Annotated in this window: 16 protein-coding genes and 1 tRNA gene; 11 read left to right on the forward strand and 6 right to left on the reverse strand. The window is 37.7% G+C overall.

What is annotated here, in order from left to right:
• Positions 1 to 34: 34 nt before the first annotated feature.
• A complete protein-coding gene (whiA, locus tag ACYQ73_RS21795; RefSeq protein ID WP_049668978.1) occupies positions 35 to 982 on the forward strand; it encodes a DNA-binding protein WhiA in 948 nt (315 codons plus the stop codon).
• Between the two features lie 113 nt (positions 983 to 1,095).
• Entirely contained in the window at positions 1,096 to 1,353 is a 258-nt protein-coding gene (locus ACYQ73_RS21800; protein ID WP_460014374.1) for an HPr family phosphocarrier protein, read from the forward strand.
• Positions 1,354 to 1,926: 573 nt separating this feature from the next.
• Here ACYQ73_RS21800 and ACYQ73_RS21805 read toward each other — a convergent pair.
• The 4 genes from ACYQ73_RS21805 to ACYQ73_RS21820 all read right to left on the reverse strand — a co-directional run bounded on the left by ACYQ73_RS21805 (position 1,927) and on the right by ACYQ73_RS21820 (position 3,687).
• On the reverse strand, positions 1,927 to 2,115 hold the full coding sequence (locus tag ACYQ73_RS21805) for a hypothetical protein (RefSeq protein WP_460014375.1): 189 nt from the start codon (positions 2,113 to 2,115) through the stop codon (positions 1,927 to 1,929).
• Positions 2,112 to 2,396: a hypothetical protein gene (locus ACYQ73_RS21810; RefSeq protein WP_460014376.1), complete on the reverse strand. Its 285-nt coding sequence runs from the start codon at positions 2,394 to 2,396 to the stop codon at positions 2,112 to 2,114. The genes ACYQ73_RS21805 and ACYQ73_RS21810 overlap by 4 nt, the downstream gene beginning before the upstream one ends.
• 54 nt (positions 2,397 to 2,450) lie before the next feature.
• Positions 2,451 to 3,032: an ATP-dependent Clp endopeptidase proteolytic subunit ClpP gene (gene clpP / locus ACYQ73_RS21815; RefSeq protein ID WP_460014377.1), complete on the reverse strand. Its 582-nt coding sequence runs from the start codon at positions 3,030 to 3,032 to the stop codon at positions 2,451 to 2,453.
• A 130-nt stretch (positions 3,033 to 3,162) separates the two neighbouring features.
• A complete protein-coding gene (locus ACYQ73_RS21820; protein WP_460014378.1) occupies positions 3,163 to 3,687 on the reverse strand; it encodes a hypothetical protein in 525 nt (174 codons plus the stop codon).
• 320 nt (positions 3,688 to 4,007) lie between these two features.
• Here ACYQ73_RS21820 and ACYQ73_RS21825 point away from each other — a divergent pair.
• Positions 4,008 to 4,082: transfer RNA gene (locus ACYQ73_RS21825), tRNA-Arg, on the forward strand.
• Positions 4,083 to 4,597: 515 nt separating this feature from the next.
• On the opposite strand, the gene ACYQ73_RS21830 is transcribed toward ACYQ73_RS21825, so the two are convergent.
• Complete coding sequence (locus ACYQ73_RS21830; RefSeq protein ID WP_460014379.1) at positions 4,598 to 5,212, reverse strand: spore coat protein; 615 nt, start codon at positions 5,210 to 5,212, stop codon at positions 4,598 to 4,600.
• A gap of 194 nt (positions 5,213 to 5,406) precedes the next feature.
• Between ACYQ73_RS21830 and ACYQ73_RS21835 the strand changes: the two genes are divergently transcribed.
• The 8 genes from ACYQ73_RS21835 (at position 5,407) to ACYQ73_RS21870 (ending at position 15,837) form a co-directional block, all read left to right on the forward strand.
• Positions 5,407 to 5,988 carry a LemA family protein gene (locus ACYQ73_RS21835; protein WP_460014380.1) on the forward strand — a complete coding sequence of 194 codons (582 nt, stop codon included), beginning with the start codon at positions 5,407 to 5,409 and terminating at the stop codon, positions 5,986 to 5,988.
• Positions 5,988 to 6,752 carry a TPM domain-containing protein gene (locus ACYQ73_RS21840; RefSeq protein ID WP_460014381.1) on the forward strand — a complete coding sequence of 255 codons (765 nt, stop codon included), beginning with the start codon at positions 5,988 to 5,990 and terminating at the stop codon, positions 6,750 to 6,752. The genes ACYQ73_RS21835 and ACYQ73_RS21840 overlap by 1 nt, the downstream gene beginning before the upstream one ends.
• Positions 6,753 to 7,088: 336 nt before the next feature.
• Positions 7,089 to 9,365, forward strand: coding sequence for a S9 family peptidase (locus ACYQ73_RS21845; protein WP_460014382.1), 2,277 nt, complete (start codon positions 7,089 to 7,091; stop codon positions 9,363 to 9,365).
• A gap of 166 nt (positions 9,366 to 9,531) precedes the next feature.
• On the forward strand, positions 9,532 to 11,808 hold the full coding sequence (locus ACYQ73_RS21850; RefSeq protein ID WP_460014383.1) for a S9 family peptidase: 2,277 nt from the start codon (positions 9,532 to 9,534) through the stop codon (positions 11,806 to 11,808).
• A 143-nt stretch (positions 11,809 to 11,951) separates the two neighbouring features.
• On the forward strand, positions 11,952 to 14,225 hold the full coding sequence (locus ACYQ73_RS21855; protein ID WP_460014384.1) for a S9 family peptidase: 2,274 nt from the start codon (positions 11,952 to 11,954) through the stop codon (positions 14,223 to 14,225).
• A gap of 193 nt (positions 14,226 to 14,418) precedes the next feature.
• Positions 14,419 to 14,655 (forward strand): glutaredoxin family protein, encoded by a 237-nt coding sequence (locus ACYQ73_RS21860; RefSeq protein ID WP_460014385.1) that lies wholly within the window; start codon positions 14,419 to 14,421, stop codon positions 14,653 to 14,655.
• Between the two features lie 17 nt (positions 14,656 to 14,672).
• Positions 14,673 to 15,281 (forward strand): FMN-binding negative transcriptional regulator, encoded by a 609-nt coding sequence (locus ACYQ73_RS21865; protein WP_460014386.1) that lies wholly within the window; start codon positions 14,673 to 14,675, stop codon positions 15,279 to 15,281.
• A 433-nt stretch (positions 15,282 to 15,714) separates the two neighbouring features.
• The gene (locus ACYQ73_RS21870; RefSeq protein WP_255505174.1) at positions 15,715 to 15,837 is read left to right on the forward strand and encodes a hypothetical protein; all 123 of its coding nucleotides are present in this window, start codon (positions 15,715 to 15,717) and stop codon (positions 15,835 to 15,837) included.
• A gap of 58 nt (positions 15,838 to 15,895) precedes the next feature.
• Here the strand turns inward: ACYQ73_RS21870 and ACYQ73_RS21875 are convergent.
• The coding region (locus ACYQ73_RS21875; protein WP_460014390.1) for an IS3 family transposase at positions 15,896 to 15,986 on the reverse strand (91 nt) is incomplete at its 5' end.

A 15,986-nucleotide genomic window follows, 5' to 3' on the forward strand; every position in this document is an offset into this window, starting at 1 on the left:
TACATAGAACAAAAAGTTGAAAGGAGGGCGTGATATGTCTTTTGCTTCTGAAACGAAAAAAGAGTTAACTCAAATAGAAGCGGACAATCATTGTATGAAAGCAGAAGTATCTGCCCTAATTCGTATGAATGGTTCATTATCCTTTGCTAATAAACAGTTAAGCTTAGACGTACAAACTGAAAACGCTGCAATCGCAAGAAGACTTTATACGATTATGAAGAAGCTGTATCCGTATAATGTAGAGTTACTTGTTAGAAAAAAAATGCGTTTGAAAAAAAATAACGTATACATTTGCCGTGTAAGAGAAGGTGCGCGTGAGCTACTGATTGATTTAGAAATCATCTCAGACGACTTTCAATTTAATCATACTATTTCTAGGAAGCTCATTAAAAAGAGTGGTCAAAAAAGAGCGTATTTACGAGGCGCATTTTTAGCTGGTGGCTCTGTCAACAATCCAGAAACATCAGCCTACCATTTAGAAATTTATTCATTATATAAAGAGCATGGAGAGGCTTTAATGGATTTAATGAATGAATTTGAGCTAAATGCAAAAACAATTGAACGAAAAAAAGGCTTTGTAACTTATTTAAAAGAAGCGGAAAAAATTTCTGATTTCCTTAATATTGTTGGAGCTCATCAAGCAATGATGAAATTCGAAGACGTTCGCATCTTGCGAGACATGAGAAATAGTGTCAATCGCATAGTCAACTGTGAAACAGCGAACTTGAATAAAACAATAGGCGCAGCATTACGTCAAGTAGAGAATATCCGATTTATTGAAAATTCAATAGGTCTAGATCAATTGCCAGAAAAACTTCGTGAAATTGCACGATTACGCGTAGAATACCAAGATGTAACACTAAAAGAACTTGGTGAAATGGTATCAAGTGGAACGGTTAGTAAATCCGGTGTCAATCATCGATTACGGAAAATCGATGAGATAGCCGATGCATTAAGAAGCGGAGAAAAAATTGGTGGTTAAATTTTCATACTTTTCAGGTATGAATTTGATGTGCAATCGCGTATTGTTCTTTTGCTAGTAAGTAAGGTAAGATAAAAATAATAGATGAACGGTAGTAAAGGAGAGTTTTAAGAATGACCGAGAGAAGAGTCCATGTAAAATTAAAATTAGGACTACAGGCTAGACAAGCAGCGCTATTTGTACAAGAAGCAAACCGTTTTAGCGCGGATATCTTTCTAGAGAAAGACGAGAAAAAAGTTAATGCTAAATCCATTATGGGTGTCATGAGCTTAGCCATTGCAAAAGGAACAGAGGTAGTACTTAGCAGCGATGGCAACGATGCTGAGCAAGCGGTTACAGCATTAGCAGCACTAATCGAAAAAGAAGATTAAAAAACTATGATGCAAAAACTGTCCAAACAGTAGAACTTACATGTTGGACAGTTTTTTTGCGCTTTTGCACAGAATAAATAGATCCTGAAAGTAGAGCCAAAGCGATGGGAAGTAAGGATAGGACGACGGCGACGGAATGAAGAGCTGGAATGACGGAAGGAAAGGTTGGAGCGACGGAAAGAAATGTCAGAGCGACGGAAAGAAAGGCCGAAGCGACGGAAAGAAGAGGCTACGACGGAAAGAAGGGCCAGAGCGACGGAAAGAATAGTCGAAGCGACGGAAAGAAGCGCTGGAATTACGGAAAGAAAAGGCTGCGACAGAAAGAATAGTCAGAGCGACGGAAAGAAGAGCCAGAACGACGGAAAGAAAAGGCTGCGACGGAAAGAATAGTCGAAGCGACGGAAAGAAGCGCTGGAATTACGGAAAGAAAAGGCTGCGACAGAAAGAATAGTCAGAGCGACGAAAAGAAGAGCCAGAACGACGGAAAGAAAAGGCTGCGACGGAAAGAAGAGTCAAAGCGGCGGAAAGAAGAGGCTGCGACAGAAAGAAGAGTCGAAGCGACGGAAAGAAGAGTCAGAACGACGGAAAGAACAGGCTGCGACGGAAAGAATAGTCGAAGCGACGGAAAGGAAGGCCGAAGCGACGGAAAGAAGAGTCAGAGCGACGGAAAGAAGAGCCAGAACGACGGAAAGAACAGGCTGCGACGGAAAGAATAGTCAGAGCGACGGAAAGGAAGGCCGAAGCGACGGAAAGAAGAGTCAAAGCGACGGAAAGAAAGGCCGAAGCGGCGGAAAGAAAAGGCTACGACGGAAAGAAGGGCCAGAGCGACGGAAAGAATAGTCGAAGCGACGGAAAGAAGCGCTGGAATTACGGAAAGAAAAGGCTGTGACAGAAAGAATAGTCAGAGCGACGGAAAGAAGAGCCAGAACGACGGAAAGAATAGTCGAAGTGACGGAAAGAAGAGTCAAAGCGACGGAAAGAAGAGCCAAAATCGTGGATAGAACCATCAAATTGAAGGATAGCCTATCAAACCATGCATACATTTAATATCGAACAAAAAAGCATCTCAGAAATAATCTGAGATGCCTTTAACTTTTTTATTTGCGTTCCATAATTTGATCGATTAGGCCGTATTCTTTTGCACGCTCAGCTGTCATGAAGTTATCGCGGTCTGTATCTCTTGCAATGACTTCAAGTGGTTGACCAGTACGTTCCGATAAAATTCCATTTAATTTTTCACGTAAGAATAAAATACGTTTTGCAGCAATTTCGATTTCAGTTGCTTGACCTTGTGCACCGCCAAGAGGTTGGTGAATCATTACTTCAGCATTTGGTAATGCGAAACGTTTACCAGGTTCACCAGCAGCAAGTAGGAAAGCACCCATAGATGCTGCCATTCCGATACAAATTGTTTGTACTTGTGGCTTGATAATTTGCATTGTGTCATAAATTGCCATACCCGCAGTGATAGATCCACCCGGTGAGTTAATGTAAAGATAGATATCTTTGTCTGGATCTTCTGCTTGTAGGAATAGAAGTTGAGCAACAATTGAGTTAGCAACGTTGTCGTCAATTGCACTTCCTAATAGGATAATACGGTCTTTTAGTAGTCGTGAATAGATGTCATACGCACGTTCACCACGACTTGTTTGTTCAATAACTGTAGGAATTAAATTCATGTTAAATCCTCCTTAAAAAACTAAATTCGAATACTTTTGCTGAAATCTTCCTTTGCATTTCAGCTGTATCCTTATCATACACATTATAGTCAGGGAAGGTCAAATATTAACCCTGTTAAAGTAAAATAAATTAAATCAATTTTGCCTTGGCGTAATTATAGCCGCCGCATCGCTTTCGCTCAGAAATTTGCTGTCGCCGCATCGCTTTCGCCCAGAAAACATTTGCTGCCACCGCATCGCTTTCGCAAAAAAAACATTTGCTGCCACCGCATCTCTTTCGCAAAAAAACATTGGCTGCCGCCGCATCGCTTTCGCTCAGAAAACATTTGCTGCCGCCGCATCGCTTTCGCCCAGAAAACATTTGCTGTCGCCGCATGGTTTTGGCTACAAAAAAATTTACCGCTGCCGTTTCACTTCCACGCCGATAAAGAATGCCGTTGCCGCATCGCTTCCACGCCGATAAAGAATGCCGCTGCCGTTTCACTTCCACGCCGATAAAGAATGCCGTTGCCGCATCGCTTCCACGCCGATAAAGAACGCCGTTGCCGCATCGCTTCCACGCTGATAAAGAATGCCGTTGCCGCATCGCTTCCACGCCGATAAAGAATGCCGTTGCCGCATCGCTTCCACGCCGATAAAGAATACCGATGCGCATCGCTTCCACGTAAATAAAGAATACCGCAAACGCCACTCTCTTTCGCAAATAAACAGTGTATCAGCACAATTCAAAATCCGTGACATCCATCCGAGGATTGTCTTTTTTCTGTAGGTATTTTGATACTTATTGAATGGAGATAAAAAAAGTTAAAATGTTTTGCATTCTATAGTTGAAATATGGGCAATACGTTTGTATAATTGAAAAGGTCACATAAGTTAAAGTACAGTACACTATTTTGCAGGTATGCTTCACATGAGGGTTATCTACATCATGCTTTTCGTAAAGCCTAGGGTGAGTACTTTTTTTTTTGTTTAATTGCCCTCGTGGTGTAATGGATAACACGTAAGATTCCGGTTCTTGCACTGGGGGTTCGATTCCCTCCGAGGGCGCCATTTTACTGATTATTTGATATACTTTAATAACTCAATTCTCCTAATAAGTAGTTTAGCAGCCTGCTTAGTGGGGAAAAGAGAAGGAAAAATAATGGAAATATTGCCTAATAGGCATTATTCCCGTATTTGTTTCTTTCAAACCTTCAAAAAAGCAACAACTCCAAATTATTTTTTAGTGAACATACTGTACGTGAAGACTAGTTATACTAGTCGAAAAAAAGAATCCTATCTGAGGGGATTCTTTTTTTTTTGCAAATAATCTAACTTTAGCACCGGGAATGAATAAACATTATTTGGTGCTATTTTCAGTTATTCGCGCTGTTTTATTCTAGATGGAGATCATGTTGTCTTTATGAAAGGTGGCTATATTGTCGAAGAGGGAACGCGGAAGAGCTTTTTGGGAATCCACAAATGAACGAACGAATGCATTTTTAAGGAAAGTTTTATAATTCAATAAACAAGAGCAGCCCCTATGTGATAGTGACCACAGATGGGGCTGCTCTTGTTTTTTATCATTAATGAAGGGGATTTGTAGTAGTGCCGTATGCACTAAGCATCGTTTGCATATCTTGTTGAGAAAATTGAGGTACTTGATAGTAGCCATGCATATTTTGGTAAATAGATAATTCGTATGCCATTTCAATGCAGTTGGGAATACTATCTGCAACAACACGTCGGACAACAGGGTTTGTAGTTTCTGTTGCTGAAGCAGTCATACCTTTCGCTAACCCTTTTTGAGCGCCAAGCAAGAAGCCAGAAATACATTCATCGCTGAGTTCATTTGCATTTTGTATTGGCTTTTTAGGTTGGCCAGGAGTCATTCCATATTTAAAATTATTTCCTGTCTCCATTTGATAGCGACCTGTAGGAACAGTTGGATCATGACCTGTGTTATAAGATTCCACAATAGTGTTATACATACCTAATGTGAAATTATATTGGCGGTCCAAAATGCTAAGCAACTCTTGGTCCTTAACCTGTGGACGTAAAACAATGGATTGATTCATACAAGCAATGATTGCACCGATTGTTTCATGTAAGTCCATTTGCTCATGTCCACCATGATTTAGGCTTTGTTGTTGGTTGAATGATGTTTGGTTTGAAGATTCATTTTGAAACGATTGTGTCAAAAAAAGCGCCTCCTAAATATCATAGTTTGTTACAGTAATTAGTATGGCACGTTAGACAAATTTCATACGGTATTAATGCATTTGCATATATGTAGAATAGAGATGTTTTTTTGCTGCAAATTAGTGGTGAAAAAAGAAAGGCTTATCGCCAAAACATGGATGATAGCTAAAAGAAAGCGAAGGAGGTTTTAGAATTGAAAAAAATATTTGGACCTATAGGTATAATCGTTATTATTTTAGTTGTATTGGCCTTACTATTTATTCCAAAATACAATAGCCTAGTAACGGCTGAGGAAAGCGTAGTTTCGAAATGGGCTCAGGTTGAAAATCAGCTACAACGTCGCTACGATTTGATTCCGAACTTAGTAGAATCTGTAAAAGGTTATGCTAACCATGAGAAAGAAGTGATCGCTAGCATTACAGAGGCACGTGCACAAATGGGAAGTGCACAAAGTCCAAAGGAACAGGCGGTTGCCAATGATACATTAAACGGAGCACTTAGTCGATTACTAGTAGTCGTAGAAAATTATCCAAATTTAAAGGCAGATGCAAATTTCCGTCAATTAATGGATGAATTAGCTGGGACAGAAAATCGTTTAGCAGTGGCTCGAGAAGACTACAACAATGAAGTACAGACTTTTAATAAAACGGTTAAACGTTTCCCAGGCAATCTTATTGCAGGGATGTTTGGTTTTGAACAAAAAGAATACTTTAAAGCAGCTGCGGGTGCTGAAAAGGCACCATCTATAGATTTTGGCAGTTCAGGTAAACAATAATGAAACGGTTTATCATCCAACTTGCAATTGTTAGCGTCATGTTTATTCTATCTATGAGAATGGCAGATGCCGCAATGCCGACACCGATGAAAAATACGTATATTCATGATTATGCTAATGTTTTATCCACATCCGTAAAGGAAGAACTCAATCATCATTCAGAGCAGCTGGATAAAGGTACAGGTGCTGAAATTATGGTCGTAACGGTAGATACTATTAACGGAGAAGAACCGAAAATGTATGCAACAAAAATGATTCGTTCATGGGGTATTGGTGAAGCGAAAAAAAATAATGGTGTTTTAATTTTAGCAACATTTGGGCAGGGCGATGGCAATAATGATGTCGTTATTGCTGTAGGTCAAGGTCTCGAAGGAGCATTACCTGATGGCAAGTTGGGGCGCATTTTAGATACAGCGTTTTATCCAAATGCAAGAGCTGGAGACATCAATAAGGCATTTAAAGCAACATATGCAGAAGTATTTCAAACTGTCGCGCAAGAGTACAATTGGGATGGAGAGATGCCTGCAAATACAGCTGACAATGAAGAAATGCCAACGTGGATGATTATTTTAATCGTTATCATCGTACTTATTGTTTATACATTTATTTCTAACGGTAGAGGTGGAGGGCCTCGTTCTGGTAGACGTGGCGGTTTTCCGGGTGGTTTTTCAGGTGGAATCGGAGGTGGCGGCTCTAGGGGCGGTGGATTTGGCGGATTCGGAGGCGGCTCATCTGCTGGTGGAGGAGCAAGTCGGAAATTTTAATTTCTTTCAGGCATCCATCTCTAACCTCTATATGTGGGAGATGAATGCGGTTTTGAGTCACTTTTCATCGGTAAAAACGCTACGTCCTGTGGCATTACCGAAACGACATCGTGGCGGCACTTATGCAGGTCTAAGCACAGAGCCGAATCCGGACGCAATTATGCCGAGGCACAATTGTTTATAGTAAAAAGTGAACTCAATGCAGTTCACTTTTTTATTGGTTCAAAAGGGAAATATACTTAATTCTTATCAATTATTGACAATAAGGATAAAGTTGCTATAATTCAATTATATCGACAAACGATATAACATAAACTGATATATGGAGGAATCATTTTGAAGAAGAGATTTTTATCAGCATCATTAGCGGTTATTTTAACGTCATCTGCGGTTATTCCTGTATCTATGCAGGAAGTGCGCGCTGCCAATGAAACTAGTAGCCAAGTAGAAGTAAAAGAGGAACGTTTATCTGCTAAGGAGTTTCTAAATTTAACTGTAACAGCTTTAACATTCCAACACGGATCAGAGACAATGCGTCAGCAAATCATTGATCAATGGGTAAAAGGTGAAGAATTAAAAGATTTAAGTGTACATATTAAACGTGATGAAGCGGCACGTATTTTAGTAAGAGCGCTAAATAAAGAGGAAAAAGAAGCAACACTTGCTGAATATCAAGAAAAAGCAAATAAGCTAGGTTTATTTAACGGTCTGTCAGCTAGTGAAACGATTTCTAAACAAGATGCAGTCAAAATTTTAAACAATGCTAAAAATGTGAAAAATGGGGTCAGCAATAATGAAGGCGTGAAAGAAATTTCTGTCGAAGATTTCATGAAAAATCCAGGAAATGTCGGCTATGAACTTTCACCAGATGGCAATTACATTACTTTTAACGCTGCATGGGAAAACCGTAGAAACGTTTTCGTGAAAAAAATGAATGACGATAGCGAGCCAGTACGTGTATCTAGCTCAAAGGATCGTGATATTCTTACATCCTTCTGGAAAGATGATAATTTACTATATTTAAAGGATAAAGGTGGCGATGAAAACTACCACATTTATTCAACAACATTTAATGGTAATGAGGAAAAGGATTTAACACCTTATCCAAATGTAACAGTTGGGTTATTAAGTGGTTTAAAGGGCGTTAAAGATGAAATCCTTATTATGATGAATAAAGAAGATGCAAAAGTCTTTGATGTGTACAAACTTAACCTAAAGACTGGCGAAACTACACATGTTGCGAAAAACCCAGGTAATATTACGAACTGGATAGCAGACCGTGATGGAAATGTACGTATGGCAGTTGCTTCAGATGGTGTAGTAGGCACTGTTCTATATCGTGATTCAGAAAAAGATGAATTCAAGCCATTTATTGAAATGGAAGAAGGGGATCAAATAACTCCACTTGGTTTCACTAAAGACAATAAACATATTTTGGCGCAATCTAATAAAGGAAGAGACAAAGTAGAAGCGGTTAAATATGATTTAGAAGGCAATGAAGAAGTAATTATGTCCAACCCAGAAGTGGATATAATGGGTGTATTATATAGTTCAGAGAAAGATAAATTATTATACGGTACATATGTATCAGATAAGATTCATTATCAATTCTTTGACGAGGACTTTGAAAAACTATTCCGTAAAATTCAAAATAAATTAGGTGTTCAAGAAAGTGAATTAGGCATTAATGATTACAACAAAGAAATGACAAAATTCATTGTTAGTGTTTCTAGTGACACTGTTTTCGGAAAATATTATTACTACGATTCAACAACAGATGAAATGACTGAAATGGCAACATTAAGCCCTTGGTTAAAACAAGAGGAGCTTGCAGAAATGCATCCAATTTCATATAAGAGTCGTGACGGCTTAACGATTAACGGTTATTTAACTTTACCGAAAAACAAAGAGGCTAAAAATCTCCCACTAATCGTAAACCCTCACGGTGGTCCATGGGCACGTGATATGTGGGGCTTTAATCCAGAGGTACAGTTACTAGCAAACCGCGGTTATGCAGTACTACAAATGAATTTCCGTTCTTCAACTGGTTATGGAAAAGAGTTTTTAGAGGCTGGTAATAAACAATGGGGTCTAAAAATCCAAGATGATATTACAGATGGTGTACAATGGGCAATCGACCAAGGCATTGCAGATCCTAAACGCATCGGAATTTACGGTGCATCATTTGGAGGGTATGCAACTTTAGCTGGAATTACGTATACTCCAGATTTATATGCTGCAGCAGTGGACTATGTAGGTGTATCCAACATCTTTACATTTTTAAATACAATCCCTCCGTATTGGGACACATTGCGTAACCAACTTTATAAGCGCGTTGGTAATCCAGAAGAAGATAAAGAGCTATTAACAGCTGTCTCACCTGTCTTCCATGTGGATAAAATTAAAACACCACTATTTGTAGCTCAAGGTGCAAATGATCCGCGTGTTAATAAGGCTGAATCTGATCAAATCGTTGAAGCATTACGTGCAAGAGGCGTTGATGTGGAATACATGGTGAAGGATAATGAAGGCCACGGTTTCCTTAATGAAGAAAACAGTATTGAATTCTACAATGCAATGCTAAAATTCTTAGATAGCCATTTAAAAAAATAAGTATGAAAAAAGACTGTGCAGGAAGTAAGTTTCTTTGCACAGTCTTTTATTATAAAGAATATCTCTTTCTATCAACTGAACCAATAATTGACAAATACACCAAAGTTGTTATAATTTCATTGTATTGATAAATGATATAATGCGACTGATATAAGGAGGAATCATTTTGAAAAAAAGGTTTTTATCAGCATCATTAGCGGTTATTTTAACGTCATCTGCGGTTATTCCTGTATCTATGCAGGAAGTGCGCGCTGCCAATGAAACTAGCAGTCAAGTAGAAGTAAAAGAGGAACGTCTATCTGCTAAGGAATTTTTAAATTTAACTGTAACAGCTCTAACATTCCAACATGGATCAGAGACAATGCGTCAGCAAATCATTGATCAATGGGTAAAAGGTGAAGAATTAAAAGATTTAAGTATCCATATTAAACGTGATGAAGCGGCACGTATTTTAGTAAGAGCTTTAAATAAAGAGGAAAAAGAAGCAACACTTGCTGAGTATCAAGAAAAAGCAAATAAGCTAGGTTTATTTAACGGTCTTTCGAATAGTGAAACGATTACTAAACAAGATGCGGTCAAAATTTTAAACAATGCTAAAAATGTGAAGAATGGTGTCAGCAATAATGAAGGCGTGAAAGAAATTTCCGTCGAAGATTTCATGAAAAACCCAGGAAGCGCCGGCTATCAACTTTCACCAGATGGAAATTACATTACTTATAAATCTGCATGGGAAAATCGTTCAAATGTGTTCGTAAAAAAAATGAATGATGATAGTGAGCCAGTACGTGTATCTAGTTCAACGGATCGCGATATTGGTGGATCCTTCTGGAAAGATGATAATTTACTATATGTAAAGGATAAAGGTGGCGATGAAAACTTCCACATTTATTCAACAACATTTAATGGTAATGAGGAAAAAGATTTAACGCCATATCCGAATGTAACAGTTGGGTTATTAAGTGATCTACAGGGTGTTAAAGACGAAATCCTTATTACGATGAATAAAGAAGATGCAAAAGTCTTTGATGTGTACAAGCTTAATGTGAAGACTGGAGAAACTAAACATGTTGCGAAAAACCCAGGTAATATTTCAAGTTGGTTAGCAGATCATGATGGAAACGTACGTATGGCAGTTGCTTCAGATGGTGTAGAAGGAACTATCCTTTACCGTGACTCAGAGAAGGATGAATTCAAACCATTTATAGAAATGAAAGCAGGGGATGAAGTAATGCCACTTGCTTTCTCTAAAGACAATAAACATATTTTCGCAACTTCTAATAAAGGAAGAGATAAAGTAGAAGTGGTGAAATATGATTTAGAAGGTAAAGAAGAAGTAATTATGTCCAATTCAGAAGTGGATGTAATGGGTGTATTATACAGTCCTGAGAAAGATAAATTATTATACGGTGGATATATAACAGATAAAGCACACTATCAATTCTTTGACGAAGACTTTGAAAAACTATTCCGTAAAATTCAAAACAAATTAGGTGTTCAAGAAAGTGAATTAGGCATTAATGATTACAACAAAGAAATGACAAAATTCATTATCAGCGTTTCTAGTGACACTATTTATGGAAAATATTATTACTATGATTCAACAACTGATGAAATGACAGAGATGGCAACATTAAGCCCTTGGTTAAAACAAGAGGAGCTTGCAGAAATGCATCCAATTTCATATACAAGTCGAGACGGTCTAACAATTAACGGTTATTTAACTTTACCAAAAAACAAAGAGGCTAAAAATCTGCCACTTATCGTCAATCCACACGGTGGGCCATGGGGACGCGATACATGGGGCTTTAATCCTGAGGTGCAATTACTAGCAAATCGTGGTTATGCGGTACTACAAATGAATTTCCGTTCTTCAGCTGGATACGGTAAAAAATTCCTTGAAGCTGGTAATAAGCAATGGGGTCTAAAAATCCAAGATGATATTACAGATGGCGTACAATGGGCAATCGATCAAGGTATAGCAGACCCTAAACGCATCGGAATTTATGGTGCATCTTTTGGAGGTTATGCAACATTAGCAGGTATCACTTATACACCAGATCTATATGCAGCAGCAGTTGATTACGTAGGTGTATCGAATATCTTTACACTATTAAATACAATTCCTCCATATTGGGAAACAATGCGTGAAATGCTTTATGAGCGTGTAGGGCATCCAGAAAAAGATAAGGAGCTATTAACAGCAGCTTCACCTGTCTTCCATGTGGATAAAATTAAAACACCGCTATTTGTAGCTCAAGGTGCAAATGATCCACGTGTAAATAAGGCTGAGTCCGATCAAATTGTTGAAGCATTACGTGCTAGAGGCGTTGATGTGGAATACATGCTGAAAGATAATGAAGGCCATGGTTTCCATAATGAAGAAAACCGTATCGAATTCTACACGGCAATGCTAAAATTCTTAGATAGCCATCTAAAAAAATAATAGAAAAGAAGACTGTGCAGGAAGTAAGTTTCTTGCGCAGTCTTTTATTGTTAGAACCAATAATTGACAAGTATACTGAAATTGGTATAATTTCATTGTATTGCCAAACGATATAACTTGAACTGATATAAGGAGGAATCATTATGAATAAGAGGTTTTTATCAGCATCATTAGCGGTAATTTTAACGTCATCTGCTGTCATTCCTTTATCTATGCAGGAAGTGCGTGCTGCCAATGAAACTAGTAGCCAAGTAGAAGTTAAAGAAGAAAGTCTATCTGCTAAGGAGTTTCTAAATTTAGCTGTAACAGCTTTAACATTCCAACATGGGTCAGAGACAATGCGTCAGCAAATCATTGATCAATGGGTAAAAGGCGAAGAATTAAAAGATTTAAATATACATATTAAACGTGATGAAGCTTCCCGTATTTTAGTAAGAGCTTTAAATAAAGAGGAAAAAGAAGCAACACTTGCTGAGTATCAAGAAAAAGCAAATAAGCTTGGTTTATTTAACGGTCTGTCAGCTAGTGAAACGATTTCTAAACAAGATGCGGTCAAAATTTTAAACAATGCTAAAAATGTGAAAAACGCTGTTAGTAATGAAGGTGTGAAAGAAATTTCCGTCGAAGATTTCATGAAAAATCCAGGAAGTGTCGGCTATCAACTTTCACCGGACGGTAATTATATTACTTATAACTCTGCATGGGAAAACCGTTCAAATGTGTTCGTAAAGAAAATGAATGATGATAGTGAGCCAGTACGTGTATCTAGCTCAACGGATCGTGATATCTCCTTGTCATTCTGGAAAGATGATAATTTACTATATGTAAAAGATAAAGGTGGCGATGAAAACTACCACATTTATTCAACAGCATTTAATGGTAATGGGGAAAAGGATTTAACACCTTATCCGAATGTAAAAGTTACGATATTAAGTAGCTTAAAGAACGTTAAAGACGAAATCCTTATTATGATGAATAAAGAAGATGTAAAAGTCTTTGATGTATACAAGCTTAACGTTAAGACTGGTAAAACTACACATGTTGCGAAAAACCCAGGTAACATTACGGGCTGGTTAGCAGACCGTAATGGAAATGTACGTATGGCAGTTGCTTCAGATGGTGTAGTAGGCACTGTTCTTTATCGTGATTCAGAGAAAGATGAATTCAAGCCATTTGTTGAAATAGAAGCAGGGGATCTAGTAGTTCCATTTGCTTTCTCTAAAGACAATAAACATATTTTTGCAACTTCTAATAAAGGAAGAGACAAAGTAGAAGTTGTTAAATATGATTTAGAAGGTCATGAAGAAGTAATTATGTCCAACTCAGAAGTGGATGTAACGGGTGTATTTTATAGTGCTGAGAAAGATAAAGTATTATTCGGCGCATACGAAACAGATAAGATTCATTATCAATTCTTTGACGAGGACTTCGAAAAACTATTCCGTAAAATTCAAAATAAATTAGGTGTTCAAGAAAATGAAATAGCCATTAATGATTACAACAAAGAAATGACGAAATTCATTGTTAAAGTTTCTAGTGACACTGTTTACGGGAAATTTTATTACTACGATTCAACAACCGATGAAATAATAGAATTAGCAACATTAGGCTCTTGGTTAAACCCAGAGGAGCTTGCAGAAATGCATCCAATTTCATATAAGAGTCGAGATGGCTTAACGATTAACGGTTATTTAACTTTACCAAAAAACAAAGAGGCTAAAAATCTCCCACTTATCGTCAATCCACACGGTGGACCATGGGCACGAGATACATGGGGCTTTGATCCTGAGACGCAATTACTAGCAAACCGTGGTTATGCGGTACTACAAGTGAATTTCCGATCTTCCACTGGCTATGGAAAAGAGTTTTTAGATGCTGGTAATAAACAATGGGGTCTAAAAATCCAAGATGATATTACAGATGGCGTACAATGGGCGATCGATCAAGGTATAGCTGACCCTAAACGCATCGGAATTTACGGCGCATCATTTGGAGGGTATGCAACTTTAGCAGGTATCACTTACACTCCAGATCTATATGCAGCAGCGGTTGACTATGTAGGTATATCAAATATCTTTACATTACTTAATACAATCCCTCCATATTGGGAAACACAGCGTAAAGAGTACTATGAGCGTATTGGCCATCCAGAGAACGATAAAGAGTTATTAACAGCCGCTTCACCTGTTTTCCATGTGGATAAAATTAAAACACCACTATTTGTAGCTCAAGGTGCAAATGATCCACGTGTAAATAAGGCAGAGTCCGATCAAATTGTGGAAGCATTACGAGCTAGAGGCGTTGATGTGGAGTACATGGTGAAGGACAATGAAGGTCATATCTTCCGAAATGAAGAAAACCGCATTGAATTTTACACGGCAATGCTAAAATTCTTAGATAGCCATCTAAAAAAATAATAGGAAAGTAAACTGTGCAGGGAGTACCTTGCACAGTTTTTTCTAGCTAGAGGCCCTAAAAGAACAATCCAAGTATTCTAGAACTCTGCTTAGGGATAGGAGTAATTAGAGCTATTTTTGTTGTGGCCTTTGAAGGGGGCATTACACGATCTTGCTTATAGTTTTATAATAGCTCTTAAGGGAGGTGCAGTAATTGAACGTGAAATTTTTTAGTCGAGCTAATTGTGGACTATGTGTAGAGGGACTGCATACATTAAAGCTTGTACAGGAAGATATAGATTTCGATATTGAAATAATTAATATTGAAGAAGATGAGAGCATACATGAAAAATATATGTTAATGATTCCGGTAGTGGAAAAGGATGGGCAAGTGATACAATACGGCAATTTGGATTACGCAACACTTATGGAGCATTTGTGTTGCGAATAACAAAGGGGGATTTGCTTATGTACATACCAACAGCTTTTAAAATGCAGGATAGATCCGAGATGATAGAGGTGATTCAGGAGAACAGTTTTGCAACACTTTTTTCAACTTATGAAGGAATGCCAGTGGCTACACATCTCCCGTTGTTGTTGAATGACAATAAGGACTGTTTAATTGGGCATTTTGCAAAGGGTAATCCTCAATGGAAGGATATTGAAAATACACAGGTTTTAGCAATATTTCATGGGCCACATTGCTACATATCTCCATCATGGTATGAAACAAATCAAGCTGTCCCAACATGGAATTATGTAGCGGTACATGTTTATGGAAAAATCGAGCTTATTGAAAACGATGATGAATTAATAAATTCCTTTAACAATATGATTAAAAAATATGAACACCATACCAGCACATATAGCCTAACTCAGGTAGATGAGCAGCTTGTAAGCAATTTAAACAAAGGAGTTCAAGGGTTCAAATTAAAAATCTTAAGTATGGAAGGTAAGAAGAAGTTAAGTCAGAATCATTCTAATGATAGACAACAATTAGTGATTCAAAAATTAGAAGAAATCGAACATACAAATGAGCAAGAAATCGCTCGTTTAATGAGACAAAACAATAAGTGAACCTTAAAAATTTCGCATTTTTCTTGCTATGTATGTGGCAGTGAGGAAGGAGCGGGATTTTTTTGCTTCTTTCAGCGTGTGTCCAAACATCCACTGAAAAGAGGAACTCAGGTTAAGAACGCCACGTCTTATGGTAATTTATCTGTGCGAAAGCGAAGCGGCAGAACAACACACGACTGGTGACCAACATCGAAATAATTAATAGTTACTTTACCCGAATTTTTAGCTGTAATAACCACAATTCACAAATTGTTCAATGAAAGCGTTTAGATTTTGAACAGTTTGTGAAGACCTTCACATTAGGCTTTATTTTTAAAAAAATAGGAGTAGAATAGGAATCAGTAAGAGGTTGTTATAAAACAGTTTATCAAAAGTATCACATATTTAGTGGTTGTTATATTACAAAAACATATAATTGAAGGGAGATTTTACAATGTGGGTTATTACAGTATTTGAGAAAAAGGACGTTCGTATTTTTGAATACACAAATAAAAGTGAAGCAACAAAAGCTTTAGGCGGATTTAAGAAAAACGCAATTTTATCTTTCACAAAATAAGCTAACAAAAAACTCGTAGCCATGAAGTGACCCCTAAAAGTTAGACACAGTTATTTCATTAGGCAGCTTGGGTAAAACGAGTTCGGTATTGCACCGGACTCGTTTTTAATTTTGCCTTAATCCGTTTCGTATTATAGTAATTGATATAT

Source organism: Lysinibacillus sp. CTST325 (assembly GCF_054665055.1).